At 49.9% G+C, this 18,320-nt stretch carries 8 protein-coding genes and 1 pseudogene; 6 read left to right on the top strand and 3 right to left on the bottom strand.

All coding sequences use genetic code 11. The features are described 5' to 3' along the window. Window positions 1-7: 7 nt before the first annotated feature. Together D3222_RS26750 and D3222_RS13505 are read left to right on the top strand one after the other, a co-directional pair. Window positions 8-14,920: a hemagglutinin repeat-containing protein gene (locus D3222_RS26750; RefSeq protein WP_157975328.1), complete on the top strand. Its 14,913-nt coding sequence runs from the start codon at window positions 8-10 to the stop codon at window positions 14,918-14,920. A gap of 13 nt (window positions 14,921-14,933) precedes the next feature. Continuing rightward, window positions 14,934-15,272, top strand: a complete 339-nt coding sequence (locus tag D3222_RS13505) for a DUF6572 domain-containing protein (RefSeq protein WP_049582794.1) — start codon at window positions 14,934-14,936, stop codon at window positions 15,270-15,272. A gap of 243 nt (window positions 15,273-15,515) precedes the next feature. Here the strand turns inward: D3222_RS13505 and D3222_RS26015 are convergent, their stop codons facing one another. Both D3222_RS26015 and D3222_RS26745 read right to left on the bottom strand, forming a co-directional pair. Further along, window positions 15,516-15,686 carry a hypothetical protein gene (locus D3222_RS26015; protein WP_157975396.1) on the bottom strand — a complete coding sequence of 57 codons (171 nt, stop codon included), beginning with the start codon at window positions 15,684-15,686 and terminating at the stop codon, window positions 15,516-15,518. Between the two features lie 56 nt (window positions 15,687-15,742). Beyond that, window positions 15,743-15,952 (bottom strand): annotated as a pseudogene (locus D3222_RS26745) (reverse transcriptase domain-containing protein); the annotation flags it as partial. Between D3222_RS26745 and D3222_RS26010 the strand changes: the two are divergent. Together D3222_RS26010 and D3222_RS13490 are read left to right on the top strand one after the other, a co-directional pair. Beyond that, window positions 15,887-16,300 carry a hypothetical protein gene (locus D3222_RS26010; protein ID WP_232832517.1) on the top strand — a complete coding sequence of 138 codons (414 nt, stop codon included), beginning with the start codon at window positions 15,887-15,889 and terminating at the stop codon, window positions 16,298-16,300. The pseudogene D3222_RS26745 and the gene D3222_RS26010 overlap by 66 nt on opposite strands. A gap of 265 nt (window positions 16,301-16,565) precedes the next feature. After that, window positions 16,566-16,883, top strand: coding sequence for a hypothetical protein (locus D3222_RS13490; RefSeq protein ID WP_049584805.1), 318 nt, complete (start codon window positions 16,566-16,568; stop codon window positions 16,881-16,883). 50 nt (window positions 16,884-16,933) lie between these two features. On the opposite strand, the gene D3222_RS26005 is transcribed toward D3222_RS13490, so the two are convergent. Beyond that, on the bottom strand, window positions 16,934-17,005 hold the full coding sequence (locus D3222_RS26005) for a hypothetical protein (protein ID WP_232832519.1): 72 nt from the start codon (window positions 17,003-17,005) through the stop codon (window positions 16,934-16,936). Here D3222_RS26005 and D3222_RS13480 point away from each other — a divergent pair. Together D3222_RS13480 and D3222_RS26740 are read left to right on the top strand one after the other, a co-directional pair. Next, complete coding sequence (locus D3222_RS13480) at window positions 16,977-18,005, top strand: hypothetical protein (RefSeq protein WP_232832520.1); 1,029 nt, start codon at window positions 16,977-16,979, stop codon at window positions 18,003-18,005. The two genes, D3222_RS26005 and D3222_RS13480, sit on opposite strands and share 29 nt — an antisense overlap. Before the next feature lie 94 nt (window positions 18,006-18,099). Further along, the coding region (locus tag D3222_RS26740; RefSeq protein WP_369973520.1) for a DUF6572 domain-containing protein at window positions 18,100-18,320 on the top strand (221 nt) is incomplete at its 3' end.

The following is an 18,320-nucleotide window of genomic DNA, read 5'->3' as shown; positions in this document are numbered from 1 at the left end:
AGAAACAATGAACAAGCATCTGTATCGTATTATCTTTAACAAAGCCCGGAACATGCTGATGGTCGTGGCCGATATTGCAACTTCCGGGCAAGGTAGTACGGTACGCCGCCGCAGTCGTCGGCAATCACCCCAATGCCTTTGCCGACTGACGGCGTTACGACTGAGTGTGTTATTGGCAACCGGCGGCATCTCCCTAACAGCGCAAGCCAATATTGTGGCCGACGGACAAGCACCGGGTAACCAACAACCGACTGTCCTGAACAGCGCAAACGGTACGCCACAAATCGATATTCAAACCCCTAACGCCGCGGGTATCTCGCATAATACCTACAGCCAATTTGATATCGATAAACGAGGTGTTATCCTTAACAACAGTCACAATGCGGTCCAAACTCAACTGGGCGGTATGGTGGCCGGCAATCCGTGGCTTGCCAAAGCGGAAGCCAAAATCATTCTCAATGAAGTGAACAGCGTCGGCGCCAGTAAACTTAATGGCTGGATAGAAGTCGCCGGACAAAAAGCCGACGTGATTATTGCCAACCCGGCAGGTATCACCTGCAACGGTTGTGGATTCATTAACGCCCATCGCGCAACACTCACCACAGGGCAGGCCATGATGGAACAAGGCCGACTGAAAGGCTTTGATATTGAGCGGGGAGAAGTGCGCATTGAAGACCTGGGAATGGATAGCTCACAACAAAATTACACCGAAATTATTGCCCGCTCGGTAGTCATCAACGGTAAACTGCACGCGAAAGATCTGAAAGTCACCACCGGACGTAATATCGTTGATGCCGCTCACCAGAACATGGAGAAAAAATCGGCTGACGGCAGCAAGAATCCCTCATTTACGCTGGATGTAGCCGCACTCGGTGGCATGTATGCCAATAAAATCGTGCTGGTGGGCACCGAGTTTGGCGTAGGGGTACGTAACGCCGGCCACATCGGCGCAACCGCGGGCGAAGTCCGTCTCACGGTTGATGGGCAGATTGAGAATAGCGGCACGGTTGCGGCACGCAGTCATACCACAATCAAGGCGGAATCGATACAGAGCGCCAGCGGCAGTACCCTGGCTGCCGGAATTGATGATAAAGGAAAAGCCACGCTACCCGGATCGCTGACACTGACCGCCAAACAGCACATTCAGGCCAACGGAAAAAATCTGACAACCCATACTCTGGAAGTACAGAGTAAAAAGATTGATCTCGGCAGCAGCCAAACTTCTGCCAACCACATTCAACTCACTGCCAGTCAGCAAGAGATTAGCACCGCCAACGCCACGGTCACCGCTGACCGCTTTACAGCGAAAACACCCAGACAATTTAACAATGACGGCGGCACACTGGTCGCACGGGAAATCAACTTAACGACCCCAGACTTATCCAACCATCAGGGGAAAATTAATCAAACCGGCAAAGGCGAGCTGGTACTCAACACCCAAACACTGAATAACCACAGCGGGACCCTTCTCAATGAAGGAAAACGACTGGCTATCACCACAAGCAATCTGGACAACCGTTATGGAAAAATCGCCAATAATGGGGATGACCTGAACCTAACCGTCCACCAGGAAGCAAACAACACGGAAGGCGGGACAATTCAACTCGCCGGCAAAGGTAAACTGTCACTCAACACCCCTCAGTGGATAGGCGACGGAGGCAAACTGCTCTCCAACGGTGAACTGGATGTACAAGCCCACAACCTGCAACTGAACCAAAACGCAGTCACCACCGCCGACAAAATTACAATAAAAGCAGACACATTAAGCCATCAGAGCGGCATAATGCAGCAACAGGGCAAGGACAACATGTCCCTGACTGCCAATACGCTGAATAACCACAATGGCGAGATTAAAGGTAATGGCACCCTGAAAATCGATGCCGCCACCTTGAATAACCGCAAAGGCAAAATCGCGGCCACCGGGGGTAGCACAGCACTGATCATTGGAAAAGACATTGAAAACGTTGACGGCCGAATCGAAGCCAAAACAGCGCTCACCACAAAAAGTCAGGCGCTGAATAACCATCAAGGCTTATTACTGGCTCAGCAAATAGACAGCCAGACAAAAGGACATAAATTCACCAACACCGCGGGACAGGTGATTGCCCGAGAAAAACTCACCCTAAACAGCGGTGAACTGGATAACACTGACGGTCTATTACAATCCGACAGTGACATGACAGTGAATACTCATGGGCAGAAACTGACTAATATTAAAAACACCAAAGACACTAAAAATGATGACGAAACAGAGATCAAAAAAGGCATCATATTAAGCAACGGTAATCTGGAACTCCGCACGGGTGATATCAACAACACCGCCGGCACCATTTCCGCTAAAGGAAAAACCACCCTTAACGCCGGTCAGGTTAACAATACCGATGGACAACTCTTATCACAACAGCGGGCGGAACTGACCACACAGGCATTAGATAACACGCGTGGACAGATCCAATCAGAGTCAAGCCTGTTGTTGGATACCCAAAACCAGGCCCTGACCAATACCGACAGTGGCAAAACGGGCGGGATTATTGCCAAAGACGCATTACGCCTTTCCAGCGGTAAACTGACCAATGACGCGGGCGTTATCCTTGGTCACGGCATTCACCTCGACACTCATGAACAGCGGCTAAGCAACCAAAGCGGCACCATCATGGGTACCGGAACAACAACGATAACCGGGGGAGAACTCCACAACCAACGCGGAAAACTGGCCAGCAAAACCGGCTCACTGACATTAACGGTAAACAAAACCGACAACCGCGGCGGCTTACTGCAATCCGCCGGTGACCTAACATTGGATACGCAAGGTGGGCTGCTTACCAACACCCACAGCGGCAAAGACCGGGGCATCATCAGCACAGGCAACATGAAGCTGACGACCGAAGGCGTTAACAACGATGCGGGCCTAATCCATGCGGGTAAGAACCTGATCCTTGACGGGCAAAAGGGAACCGTCACCAACCGCAACAGCCGGCCTAATCAGGGTATCCGTAGCTCAGGAAACTTGACACTGACGGCAAGTGGTCTTGATAACCATCAAGGATCTGTAGAAGCGGATAAACAACTCACCGTGACATCCGGGACAGTTGACAATACCGGTGGTCTGCTGAAATCCGGCACAACCCTGTCACTCAACACCCAAGGTCAGAAACTGATTAACGCACAGAGCGGAGAAAAACGCGGTATCCGCAGCGGCAGTGACCTGACCCTCGAAGCGGGTGAAATTGATAACACCGCGGGCGTGATAGATTCACAAGGCGAAACCTTGCTGACCAGCCAAAACCTCAACAATACCGACGGTAAAATCCTCTCGCGGAAAAAAGCCGATCTGACAACACAAGCGGTCAACAACCAACGTGGGCTGATACAATCCGCAGCCAGTCTGAAACTGGATACCCAACAGCATGAACTGACTAACACCGATAACGGTAAAAACGGCGGGATTATCGCGGAAGATGCCTTGGAACTGACGACCGGTAAACTGATCAATGACCGCGGATCTATCCGGGGTGATCAAACCCACATTAACACCCATCAGCAAGCGCTAAACAATGTGGCGGGCACCCTAGCCAGTAAGAAAAATCTAAAACTCGATAGCGGAGAACTCAACAGTACTGGCGGGAGAATAGAGTCTGCTGGTGATATGACACTGGACACGCACGGAGAAAAACTGACCACCGCCAAAAGCGGTAAAACCGGTGGCATTATCAGTCAAGGGACAATGACCCTGACCACCGGCGAAATCGACAACCAGGCGGGTTTTATCGAAGGGACAGGCACAACCCTCGTGACTGGCGGTGAACTGAACAACCAGGGTGGGACCCTTACCAGCACAACAGGGGCGCTGACATTAACGGTGAACCAAACTGACAACAGCGGCGGCTTACTGCAATCCGCCGGTGACCTGATACTGGATACGCAAGGTGGCTTGTTGACCAACCTCAACAGTGGCAAAACCGGTGGCATAATCAGTACAGGCAATGTCAACCTGACCGCTCAAGGTATCAATAACGAAGCGGGCCTGATCCGTGCGGATAAAAACCTGACTCTGAATGGGCAACAAGGCACAATAACCAACCGCGACAGCCAGCCTGAACAGGGGATATCAAGCCTGGGCGAGTTAACAATAACTGCGGGAACCCTCGATAACCATAAGGGGACGGTGGTCGCCAATCAACACCTCAACGTGACATCAACAGGAACCGTTGATAATACCCGCGGTAAAATGGTCAGCCAGCATCAGCAACTGACATTGAATACCGGCGAACTGAATAACACCGGTGGTCTACTGCAATCCCAAACAACGCTTTTACTCAACACCCATGGCCAAAAGCTGACTAATACGCAAAGCAGAGATGATCTCGGCATACGCAGCGGCAGTGATCTGACCCTGGACGCCGGTGAAATTGATAACACCGCTGGCGTGATAGATTCACAAGGCGAAACCTTGCTGACCAGCCAAAACCTCAACAATACCGACGGTAAAATCCTCTCGCGGAAAAAAGCCGATCTGACAACACAAGCGGTCAACAACCAACGTGGGCTGATACAATCCTTAGCCAGTCTGAAATTAGATACCCAACAGCACGAACTCACCAACACCGATAGCGGTAAAAACAGCGGGATCGTCGCGGAAGAGGCTTTGGAACTGACGACCGGTAAACTGATCAATGACCGCGGCTATATCCGGGGCGATGAAACCCACATTAACACCCATCAGCAAGCGCTAAACAATGTGGCGGGCTCCCTAGTCAGTCAAAAAAATCTAAAACTCGATAGCGGAGAACTCAACAGTACTGGCGGGAGAATAGAGTCTACCGGCGATATGACGCTAACCACCGGTGAAATTGACAACCAAGACGGTGTGATTATCGCTACAGGAACAACCACTGTGACTGGTGGCGAACTGAACAACCAAGGCGGAACCCTTGCCAGTGAAACCAGCGCACTCACATTGACCGTGAAAAAAACCGATAATAGCGGCGGCCTGTTGAAATCCGCGGGTGATCTGACACTCGATACACAAGGTGAACTACTGACTAACCTCAACAGCGGCAAGACCGGAGGCATAATCAGTGCAGGCAATGTCAAGCTGACCGCTCAAGGCATCAATAATGAAGCGGGCTGGATCCATGCGGATAAAAACCTGACTCTAGATGGGCAACAAGGCAAAATAACCAACCGCAACAGCCAGCCTAAACAGGGGATCTCAAGCCAGGGAGAGTTGGCAATAACTGCGGGTACCCTCGATAATCAACAGGGAAGAGTTATCGCCGATAAGCAGCTCAACGTGACATCAACAGGAGCCGTTGATAATACCCGCGGTAAAATGCTCAGCCAGCATCAACAACTCACCATGAATACCGGTGAACTGAATAACACGAGTGGTTTGCTGCAATCCCAAACAACGCTTTTACTCAACACTCACGGTCAGAAACTGACTAATACGCAAAGCGGAGATGATCTCGGCATACGCAGCGGTAGTGACCTGACCCTGGAAGCGGGTGAAATTGATAACTTGGCTGGCGTGATAGACTCAAAAGGTGAAACCACACTGACTAGCCAGGACCTCAAAAACATCGGGGGTAAAATCTTCTCACAGGGCAAGGCGGATCTAACAACGAAGGCGGTTAATAACCAAAGCGGATTGATACAATCCAAATCCAGCCTGAAATTGGATACCCAACAGCAAAAACTGACGAATACCGATAGCGGTAAACTTGGTGGGATCATCGCGCAGGATAGCCTAAAACTGCTTACAGGTGAACTCATCAATGACCGTGGCTATATCCGTGGCGACGAAACCCACATTGATACTCATCAACAAACATTAAACAATCTAACCGGCACCCTATTCAGTAAGAAAAACCTGCAACTCGACAGTGGGAAACTCGACAGTACCGGCGGGCTAATAAAGTCTGATAGCAATATGACGCTGAATACTCACGGAGAAAAACTGACCACCGCCAAAAGCGGCGAAACGGGTGGTGTTATCAGTCAAGGTACATTAACCCTCTCCACCGGAGAAATCGACAACCAAGAGGGTTTTATCAAAGGGATAGGAACAACGATCGTTACCGGTGGCGAACTGAAAAACCAAGGGGGGACCCTTGCCAGCGAAAAGGGGGCGCTAACATTAACGGTGGACCAAACGGATAACAGCGGCGGCTTACTAAAATCCGCCGGTGACCTGACACTCAATACGCAAGGTGAACTACTGACTAACCTCAACAGCGGCAAGACCGGAGGCATAATCAGTGCAGGCAATGTCAAGCTGACCGCTCAAGGCATCAATAATGAAGCTGGCTTTATCCATGCAGGTAAAAATCTCCGCCTTGATGGACTACAAGGCAAAATAATCAACCGCAACAGCCAACCTAAACAAGGCATATCAAGCCAGGGAACGCTGACAATGACTGCGGGTACCCTCGATAACCATAAGGGAATTGTGGCTGCCAGCCAACAACTTGAAGTGACATCATCAGGAACCGTTAATAACACTGACGGTAAAATGGTCAGCCAGCATCAGCAACTGACACTGAATACCGGTGAACTGAATAACACTGGCGGCTTGCTGAAATCCCAAACAACCCTTTGGCTTAACACCCACGGCCAAAAGCTGACTAATACGCAAAGCGGAGACGACTTCGGCATACGCAGCGGCAGTGATTTGACCTTAAAAGCCGGTGAAATCGATAACACTGCTGGTGTGATAGGCTCAAAAGGTGAAACCACACTGACTAGCCAGGACCTCAAAAACATCGGGGGTAAAATCCTCTCGAAGGGCAAGGCAGATCTAACAACGAAGGCGGTTAACAACCAAAGCGGATTGATACAATCCACATCCAGTCTGAAACTGGATACCCAACAGCAAAAACTGACGAATACCGATAGCGGTGAACTTGATGGGATCATCGCACAGGACAGCCTAAAACTGCTTACAGGTGAATTCACCAACGAACTCGGCTATATCCGTGGTGATGAAACTCACATTGATACTCATCAACAGACATTAAACAATCTGGCCGGCACCCTATTCAGTAAGAAAAACCTGCAACTCGACAGTGGAGAACTTAACAGTACCGGCGGACGAATAGAGTCTACCGGCGATATGACGCTGGATACTCACGGAGAAAAACTGACCACCGCCAAAAGCGGCAAAACCGGGGGCGTTATCAGTCAAGGTACATTAACCCTCACCACCGGAGAAATCGACAACCAGGAGGGTTTTATCAAAGGGACGGGAACAACCCTCGTGACTGGCGGTGAACTGAACAACCAACGCGGAATACTCTCCAGCGAAACCAGTGCACTGACACTATCGGTGAACCAAACCGACAACAGCGGCGGTCTGTTGCAATCCGCGGGCAAACTGACTCTCGATACGCACGGCCATGCCCTGACTAATAAAAACAGTGGTGATAAAGGCGGTATCCACAGCCAGGGCGATATGCTGATTACCAGCGGTGATTTACATAATCAAGCGGGCACGATTGCCAGTCGTAAAATCGCTCCCCTAAACACCGACGCCGTGAATAACACCCAGGACACCATCGTTGGCACTCAACAGATAAAACTGATCACCCAGGCATTCAACAACCAACAAGGCACCGTCCACGCTGATGGCAATCTGAACCTCAATACCCAAGGTCAACGCCTGGATAACAACGGTGACAAAGATAAATCAGGTGAATTCTCTGCCCAGGGAGATTTAACGCTAGATATCGGTGAATTAAATAACGATACCGGTTTTATCGCCGCTGACGGCAAAACCGACATAACCAGCACAACCCTCACCAATAACAAGGGAAAAATTGCCGGCAACAGTGGACTGGACATTCATAGCCAGAAGCTCACCAACCACAATGGTGCATTACAGTCAGCGAAAACCGTCAATATTGACACCAACGGGCAGCGACTGGACAACCAGCATGGCCGTATTCTTGGCGATGACAACACTACCGTCACCAGCGGCAAACTGAATAACCAACACGGACATATTCAGGGTAAAAAACTCACCATCAACACCGGGCAAGCCGATACGGATAACCAAGACGGTAAATTGTTGTCAACAGACACCATGCACCTGAATACCCAACAGCTCGACAACCGCCGCGGGCAGGTCAAAGCCTTTGGGGATGCCACGCTCAATATCCAGACAAAAACCGACAATACCGGCGGCTTTATCCACAGTAATCAGCAACTGACACTCAAAACAGCAGAACTCATTAACCGGGAGACTCATCACCCCGACCAAGGTACCGAAGCCCAAAACCTGATAATTGAAGCTCAACAGGTGGATAACACCCAGGGCGCATTACGGGGAGACAACAGCCTGCGAACTCATGTCAGCCAAACGCTGAATAATACACAAGGGCTGATCTCGGGTGGCAAACAGCTCATTATCGAGGACGAAACACAACAACTGTCCATTGACAATCAACAAGGCACCCTGATTGCGGGGGAAAATGCCCACATCAAAGCGGGCACCCTGGGTGGTAGCGGACCGGTATTATCGCAAGGCGATATGGCGATCGCCTTAAAACAGGACTTCCACAACACCGGCAAGATCACTGCCAACGGTCATTTATCCCTAAAAACCGCGGGCAATATCACCAACGACAATACAATAAAAACCGGGCAAACATTACATCTGGAGGCCAAAAACCTCACTAACACCCAAACAGCAAAAATCAGTGCCAAGAAAACCGAGGTCAGCATCCGAGACACACTGACCAACACGGGACTCATTGACGGTGATCTCACCCATCTCACCACTAAGACACTGAACAATACCGGCACCGGACGTATTTACGGTGATCAAATAGCCCTCGAAACAGGGACTCTCAATAACACGGCGCAAGATGGCAAAGCCGCCGTCATTGCTGCCCGGGACCGATTAGATATTGGCACCGGAACCCTCAACAACAGTCACCATGCCCAGATTTACAGCGTGGGTGATATGCGCATCGGCGGACAACTGGATGAGAACCTGACGGCGACGAGTCAAGCTGGCCGACTCAGCAACCACGCGGCCACCATTGAGGCCGGGGGTAACCTAAGCATTGATGCCGCTATTATCAAAAATACCAACGACCGCCTAGTGACACACATCGTGGAAACAGAAAAATCCCAGCGGCATGAAGGGGTATTGAGCGGCTACACCACCCGCTATGACTGGTCACAAGTAGACACTTCCTACAGCAACAAATACGGCGTACACACCGCTGTTATGCCGGATGGTAACGGCGATGATGAGTTTTACGAGTACCGATATACCCGCACCATCAATGAAACCCAGATAAAAGAGAGTGATCCGGGTAAAATCCTGGCCGGGGGTAATATGACCCTGAACAGCACAATACTGACCAACAACGACAGCCAAATCGTGGCAGGCGCAACCCTGGGCGGTGATATTGACGAACTGCACAATAACGCCACCAAAGGCGAACGTATTATCACGGATGAAGGCAGTGAAATCCGCTGGTATGCCAAAAAGAAAAAACGTCGATTCAGAGGAACCAAAACCTCCCAGGGAAAAGATTGGGACGATTATAACCCGGCACCGATAACCGAAACCATCGACCTGAAAGCCTTGGCCTGGAAAGGCAATACCCGTCCTGACGCCACCGGCATAACGATAGGTGACCGGCAGGAAAGCAGTGTTCAGAGTGCACCTGCCGGAATTAGCCTGTTCTCAAGAATGGCGGAAGCAGGTGATGTCATGCTGACAAACGCCACTATTAACGCCATCCCTCTCAACGTTCCAACGCGGACTGACGACCGGTCATTGCAGGTTAATGGCCCAGGAACTACTGTCGCTATCCCTACAGAGACCATCACACTACCGAACAGGGACATACCGATTGATCGCCCATTACTTTCTCCTACGGGCCAACAAACTGAGCAGATATTACCCTCCGGCACAGTGGCTCTACCAAACAGAGACGCACTGACTGAACACCCATTACTTTCTCCTACGGGCCAACAAACCGAGCAGGTATTACCCTCCGGCACAGTGGCACTACCAAACAGAGATGCACTGACTGAACACCCGGTACTTTCACCGGCTCAACAAACTGAACGGGTGCTGCCTCCTGCCCCTGTCAGCTTACCAAACAGTGGCACATTAGATGATCGCCCGCTGGTGTTACCGACAGGCCAACAATTTGAACTGACGCTACCGTCTGATACCGTCAAAGGTCAACGCATCGAACCCCTTATCCGCATCGTTGCTCCAGATACCCGCCTGCCGGACAACAGCCTGTTTGTCGTACAGCCGGGCAGTGACAGCCATTATTTAGTGGAGACCGACCCTCAATTTACTCAGTATAAAAAGTGGCTGGGCACGGATTACATGCAACAACAGTTAACCCGCGACCCGGCACTGGCACACAAACGCCTGGGAGATGGGTTCTACGAACAGCGTCTGGTGCGCGATCAAATTACCCAACTGACCGGTCAGCGTTATCTGGCCAGCCACAACAATGATGAAACCCAATTCAAAGCGCTCATGGAAGCCGGCGTTGCTTTCAGCAAACAGCAACAACTCACCCCCGGCATTGCCTTAAGCCCATCGCAAATGGCGCTGCTCACCTCGGACATTATCTGGCTGACCAACCGCACCGTGACCCTGCCGAACGGCACAACGCAGGTGGTCGCCGTGCCGCAAGTCTACGCTCGCGTGAATAAAGGCGACCTGACCGGTGACGGTGCCCTGCTCTCCGGTAAAAACGTGACAATAAATAGCCGGGGCGATATCACCAACAGCGGCACTATCCGCGGACGTGAAGTCACCCAATTGACAGCGAACAATCTGACCAATAGCGGCTTTATCCAAAGCGGCAAAGTGGATTTAACCGCCCGGCAGAACATCACCAACCTCGGCGGACAAATTCAGGGCCGTGACCGCGTTTCTGCACGGGCAAACCGGGATATCACCAGCGCCTCTACCCTGCGCGGAGATAATATTGACCGCTGGCTGGATCGGCCGGCGGGCATTTATGTCCAGAATGACAACGGCACCTTGTCGCTGAAAGCCCTCAACAACATCCATCTCACTGCCAGTGAAGTAGATAACGCGGGTAAAGACAGTCAGACAGAGATAACCGCGGGCCTCGACCTGACTCTGGACACCCTGCGCACTCATCGCACGGAAAACAGTGACTGGGGGAGCGACAACTATCGCCATCTCACTCAGGAGCGTGACACTGGCAGCCAGATAACCACCGCCGGTAACCTGGCACTCCGGGCAGGCAATAACCTGAACGCTACCGCCGCTACTGTCAATGCCGGTCAACAACTGACCGCCCAAGCCGGGAACAACATCACCCTGGATGCCGGTACCGCTTCATCAGACCTGATAGAACACAGCAAACAGACCAGTAAAGGCTTACTCTCCAAATCCTCCGTTGAAACCCACGATGAAGTGCATGAACGCCGGGCACAGAGCACCACGCTCAGTGGCGACCGGGTGACCGTACAAACCGGGAATGACCTGAATATCATCGGCAGTAACGTGGCCGGCACTCAGGATGTTAATCTGGCCGCGGGCAATCAGCTCACCATCACTACCGCGGATGAAGCCCGTCATGAAACGCACTTCAAACAAGAGAAAAAATCCGGTCTGATGGGCACCGGGGGTATCGGCTTCACCGTCGGCAAAGCCAGCCAAAAATCCACCACCGACATCGACGGTAACCTCAACAAAGGCAGCACCGTGGGCAGCAGCCAGGGCAATGTGACATTCAGCGCCGGACAACAGCTTAACCTTCACGGCAGTGATGTCGTGGCGGGCCGCGATACGCAACTTTCCGGCCAAAACATTAACATCACCAGTGCGGAAAACAATCACACCGCTATCACCAAAACCGAACAGAAACAAAGCGGCCTGACCGTGGCCCTGTCCGGCACCGCAGGCGGGGCCCTGAATAATGCCGTTCAAACGGTTCAAGCCGCCAGCAATGAAAGTGACAGCCGTATTAAAGCTTTACAAGGCACCAAAGCCGCCCTGAGCGGGGTACAGGCGGTTCAGGCAGCCCGTCTGGCCGATGCTAAAGGCGGCGATGACAAAGCCAACAACAATCTGGTAGGGGTCAATCTCTCCTACGGCAGCCAGTCCTCCCGGTCAGAGCAGAAACAGCACCAGACCACTCAACAGGGCAGCAGCCTGATGACCGGGGATAATCTCACCCTCACCGCTGCCGGCACACCAGACCAGAACGGCGATATCCGTATTCAGGGCGGCCAGTTGCAGGCAGGTAAAAACCTGCAACTCAATGCCAGCCGGGATATCCAGCTCTCATCCAGCCAGAACACCGAACAGACCACCGGCAAAAACAGCAGTCGCGGAGGCTCACTGGGGGTCGGTTTCACCGCCGGACCGGGAGGCACGGGCCTCAATCTCTCCGCCAGTGTTAACCACGGCAAAGGCCGTGAAAGCGGCAACGGCGTCAGCCATAACGAAACCACGCTGGATGCGGGGCAAACCCTCACCCTCAGCGCCGGCCGGGATGCCACGCTCAAAGGCGCTCAGGTCAGCGGCGAACAGATTACCGCCGACGTGAAACGTCACCTGACGCTCAGTAGCGAGCAGGACAGCAACCGCTACGATATGAAGCAACAGAACGTCAGTGCCGGCATCAGTGCCACTGTCGGCCTCGGTTCAGGCGGTTCATTAAACCTCAGCGCCAGCCGCGACAAAATCCACAGCAACTTTGATTCCGTACAGGAACAAACCGGACTGTTTGCCGGCAAAGGCGGCTATCAAGTGAAAGTGGGTGAACATACTCAACTTGATGGCGCGGTTATCGCCAGTACCGCAGACAAAGACAAAAACACCCTCGATACCGGCACTCTCGGCTTTGGCGATATAAAAAACAAAGCGGATTTTAAAACCGAACACCACAGCGTCAGTATCAGCACCGGGGGTTCAGCAGGCGGTATGTTGCTCAGTAACATGGCGGCCAATACCCTGGGTGGCGCTAACCGGGAAGGCCATGCTCAAAGCACCACCCATGCCGCAGTCAGTGACGGCGCCCTGATTATCCGGGATAAAGACAACCAGCAGCAGGACATCACCCCCCTGAGCCGGGATACCGACCATGCTAACAATGCTCTCAGCCCTATCTTTGACAAAGAGAAAGAGCAACAACGACTGAAACAGGCCCAACTAATTGGCGAAATCAGTGCGCAGGTGATTGACATCGCCAGTACCGAAGGGGCCATTATCGCCACCAAGGCGGCTAACGCTAAACTGGAGAACATCAGTGAACCGGACAGAAAAGCGGCCATAAAAGTCCTGGAGGATAAAGGTAAAACCGACATCACCCCGGAACTCATTCAAGACCAGATTTACAAAACCGCCTATAATCAGGCGTTGAATGAATCTGGCCTTGGCACCGGTGGGAAATACCACACCGCTTTACAGGCGGCCACTGCCGCCATTCAGGGACTTGCGGGCGGGAACATTGGTCAGGCACTGGCGGGCGGCGCTTCCCCTTACCTCGCCGGAGTGATTAAAGACCTGACCACCGACCCGAAAACCCATCAAGTGGATGTCGTGAGCAATACCCTGGCCCATGCGATTCTGGGGGCAGTGGCCGCTGAAGTCAGTGGTAACAATGCGCTAGCCGGTGCAGCAGGTGCGGCGGGCGGGGAATTGGCCGCCAGGGAACTGATGAAGCACATTCACGGCGAAAATGCTAAAGTCAGTGACTTAAGTGAAGAAGAAAAACAGACCATCAGCACTCTTTCTACCCTAGCAGCGGGACTAGCCGGTGGGATTACCGGTGACTCCACCGGCAGCGCCGTCACCGGAGCCCAGGCCGGGAAGAATGCGGTGGAGAATAATGCGCTGGCTTCCCGAAATCTGGGGGATTGCAGTACGCTGTCACCGGAAGCCTGTGGCAAGGCCAAAGAACTGAGCCAGCGTATTCTGGATAAAGGTCTGCCGTCAGTGGAGGACATGCGCGGTAAACTGGCATCGTGTCAGGATGACAGCTGCCGTAAAGGGGTCTGGACGGAATACCGGCAGGCCAGTGATGCGACCATCAACACCCTGAAACAGATGGCGTTGAATGGCGAGTTGAGCCGTGAAGAACTGGCCTTTATCAACCACGAGCTGGGTAAAGAACTGGCAGTATCGGGCTATCGTGCCAATGATAAGCTAGGTCGTTCAGAGCAGAGCAGTTGGTTAAATGGTGGCGGTGGACCACTCTCCGGGTTCTTTAATACGGAATTGAGGCAAAAAGAGCTGGAGAGCGCCGGATTATCTAAAGCGGATGCGGCACAGTACGTTAAGGAAGAGCAGCGGAACCTGATGTTGCTGGAAACAGCGACGGGAATTATTGGGGCAAAAGCTAATAGAACTTCTATAAATATAGTCGGAAAAGGCGCAACATTACCTACTGGTTATGCTCCAAAAGGGAATTCAGTTATCGGACCAAAAGGTAGTGTTTATGGCAATACAGGAAAAGCAGATGCCTCAGGAAACACGATTTATAGTAACAACGGTGGGTACTATACGTTTGAAAATGGCGTGAAAACAAAAGTTCAATCACCTAACTCTGATTCACAAATACGGCAGAATTATGAGAAGGGTAAAGAATTTGAACAATCTACTTACGATAAATTCAAAGTTGATAAAGTTGAATCAGCACGAGAAATTACTGTCAAAACAGATAGTAATACAAAAATAAGGGTTGACATGATAGGCAAAGATAAAGAAGGAAACATTATCTGTGTTGAATGTAAAAGCTCATCAACTGCTCCATTAACAACAAATCAAAAGAAAGGTTTTCCTGAACTTGAAACCAAGGGGGGCACTGTCGTTGGAAAAGGAAAACCGGGTTTTGAAGAAGGGAGCAAAATACCGCCAACCAAGGTTGACATTATCAGGCCCACTTCTAAAGATTAAGTAAGGAGTTAATATGTCTATAGAAGATGTGAACAAAATAGATATGATAGGTATACCTAATGACAATGAAAACTTAGTTGTTCTGGGATTAACTGATCATTTATCGTGGAGTGGTTCGATAGAAGAACATTTACTAAAACTACAAGAAAAAATAAATAGTTATATTCGTTTTATTGAAAGCGGAGAGATATACGAAAGCTTTCCTGCTTCTTGTGGAAAAAGTGAAATATTAATAGAAGTTTATTTTAAGTATTATATCCCACATGAATGTGCTGATTTTTTGGAAAAGGTTGGGGAAATTCTTGCACCTGTTAATATTCAGTTAAGATATGAAGAAGGTGATATTGCTTAAAATAGATGTATTAACTATGTGATCTCAATGACTAAATTAGCGCAGAAGGCTTGCTCACTGCGCTAATTTCGATCCTTTTTAACTTTCCAGCTGCAAACTGGTCGCGGTAGGAATAGCCGTTACCGGCTACCCCCCGCACAGATCCGGACGTGCGCTACTAACGCATCCGGCTCCTACCTCGGGTGTTTGGCGTAAAAGCGCTGCAAAAGATAAGGATGTACAATTCGGGGGGACGGTATCCATTTAGTCACCAACTGACTGTAACGCGACCACGTCATTTTGTGCCGCTGGCTTCGCCGTCTCAGTGACTTCAACCACATCCGCTTCACTTCTTCCACAAATTGACACAATGCTCTGCTGTTGAAGGGGACGCCATAGTAATTGATGTGCCCTTCTATCACTCGTTTCAGCCATGCGTTGAGCCAAAGGTCAAAGCTGTAGTGCAGATAGATATTCGCCAGCAGTGGCGATATGACAGCACCTTGCGGCGTGCCACAATGCGACTTCTGTCGGTGACCGTGTTCATCAACTATCCCCACCGTGACCCACTGCCTGATTAATCGCAACATCCGACCGTCCCTTATCCTGTGCTGAATAAACCGGATGAGCCAGTCATGCTCCACGGTATCGAAGAACCGACTGATGTCCAGATCCAGCACCCAATTGACTTTCCTCTCCATAATTGCCACATTCAGCGCGTCCAGGCGGCCACAGGCAAAGTAGGCAAACTCGGCTGGACAAAACGCTTTGAAGCGATGGGCATGAGTAAGGAGACTGCCGCTGCGATGACGATGACGCTGCCTGTTATTGTTGAAGGCAGCAAAGGGCCGAAATCATCGCCAACGACAAAAGGGACCACAGATGCGGTTGTTAATACAGAGAAAGCGGCGCTGAAAAAGATTGGGCAAAAACAACGAATCTGGGTGATAAATCGGCTAATACTGTTTATCATCAGCAGTTTATTAAAAATACTGAGAAGATATCAACGGCAAAACCAGGACAACAAGTTGCCGCACCAAGGGAGCTGAATGAACAAACTTTCTGGAAACAAGTTAAATCAAATCCGTTACAGGGAAGTAAATTGTTAGGTATGAATAAAGATCCCCGTTTTCCGACAGCAGCTGGTTTTCAGAAAATGGAGGCGAAACATAGGCTCCCTAATGGACAAACAATAACTATACATTACCAGTACAACTCAAATACTGGTAAAGCCTATGACATGAAAATTACTACTCCTCAGAGAATCCAACAGGATCCAAAAAAGGTAATAGATTCAATAAAGGATAATGTTAAATGAAAATAAAAGAATCAGATGGCTCTATGGTTGATGTTTTTGCCATATATTGGTTTGGTGATGAAACATATTTTTATGGGTTACCACCAAATTATGGAGGTCTACAGGCATATAAATCTAATGAAGTCTCAGTTATTGATACAACGATAGATTTTAGAACTATTTTTTTCTCGAATGATGATGCTAAAAGTGTGCATCATTGGGCATTAATAGAAGAACAATTATTGGATGATCTACTTGAGTTAGATGAAACAGCTTATCAACGCTTTTTGGAAATCCTAAAGGCGGAAGGCAATATAGAACAGGATTTTTGTTAATTAGGCGTCCCGGTCAGTTGAAATGGCCGGGATCTTCCTTCTTTTAGCTGTCAACTGTTCTCAACAAGCCGGATAATCAACAGCCCGTGCTCAATGCTGACCCGCCCCGGCTGCCCAGTCACAAATCCCGCCTCTTCCAGCCAGTTGCCCTTAAGATGCACACTGACAAGGGCACAGCGGGAAAAACTGGCCTCTTGTCAGGATGACAGCTGCCGTAAAGGGGTCTGGACGGAATATCGGCAGGCCAGTGATGCCACCATCAACACCCTGAAACAAATGGAGTTGAGTCGCGAAGAGCTGGCCTTTATCAACCATAAACTGGGTAAAGAACTGGCGGTCTCGGGCTATCGTGCCAATGACAAGCTAGGTCGTTCAGAGCAGAGTAGTTGGCTAAATGGCGGCGGTGGGCCACTCTCCGGGTTCTTCAACACGGAATTGAGGCAGAAAGAGCTGGAGAACGCCGGATTATCTAAAGCGGATGCGGCACAGTACGTTAAGGAAGAGCAGCGGAACCTGATGTTGCTAGAGACTGCGACCGGGATTATTGGGGCAAAAGCTAATAGAACTTCTATAAATATAGTCGGAAAAGGCGCAATATTACCTACTGGTTATACCCCAAAAGGGAATTCAGTTATCAGGCCAAAAGGTAGTGTTTATGGCAATACAGGAAAAGTAGATGCCTCAGGAAACACGATTTATAGTAACAACGGTGGGTACTATACGTTTGAAAATGGCGTGAAAACAAAAGTTCAATCACCTAACTCTGATTCACAAATACGGCAGAATTATGAGAAAGGTAAGGAGTTTGAACAATCTGTTTACGATAAGTTAAAACAAGACCCTAAATTAAAAACCCCGGTTAGGGAAGTTACCATAGAGACAAACAAAGGGACAAAAGTTAGGGTTGATATTATGGCTAAAGATAGAGATGGATCTATCAAGTGCATAGAATGTAAAAGCTCTCAAACTGCACCATTAACAAAGAATCAAAAGACAGGTTTTCCAGAACTCAAAGAGGGCGGAGGTACAGTTGTTGGGAAAGGTAGGCCGGGATTTGAAAGTGGAACTAAGATACCACCGACAGAAGTTGAAATAGTAAGGCCAAAAGCAAAGGATGATTAAGGAGGCTATATGTCTGTAGAAGATATAAATAAAATTGATTTAATTACAATGACCCAAGAGGATATAGYTTCCCAGCAGGTAATCTTGGTTATAACTGATCATTTGCAGGTCATCTTGTATTAATGAACACCTCTTTAAATTGCAAGAAAAAATTAATAGATATATTGCATTTGTTGAAAGCGGAGAAATATACGAAAAACTCCCAGACGCTCAGGGTAGGAATATAACGTTTAAAGTGTTTTTCCAGTACAAGATTCCTCAGGAATGTATTGATTTTATGGAGAGAGTAAACGAAATATTATCTTCCATTAACTG

It is taken from the genome of Photorhabdus sp. CRCIA-P01, from assembly GCF_003545805.1.
Taxonomy (GTDB): domain Bacteria; phylum Pseudomonadota; class Gammaproteobacteria; order Enterobacterales; family Enterobacteriaceae; genus Photorhabdus; species Photorhabdus antumapuensis.
This window is presented reverse-complemented; position numbering and strand designations above follow the sequence as displayed.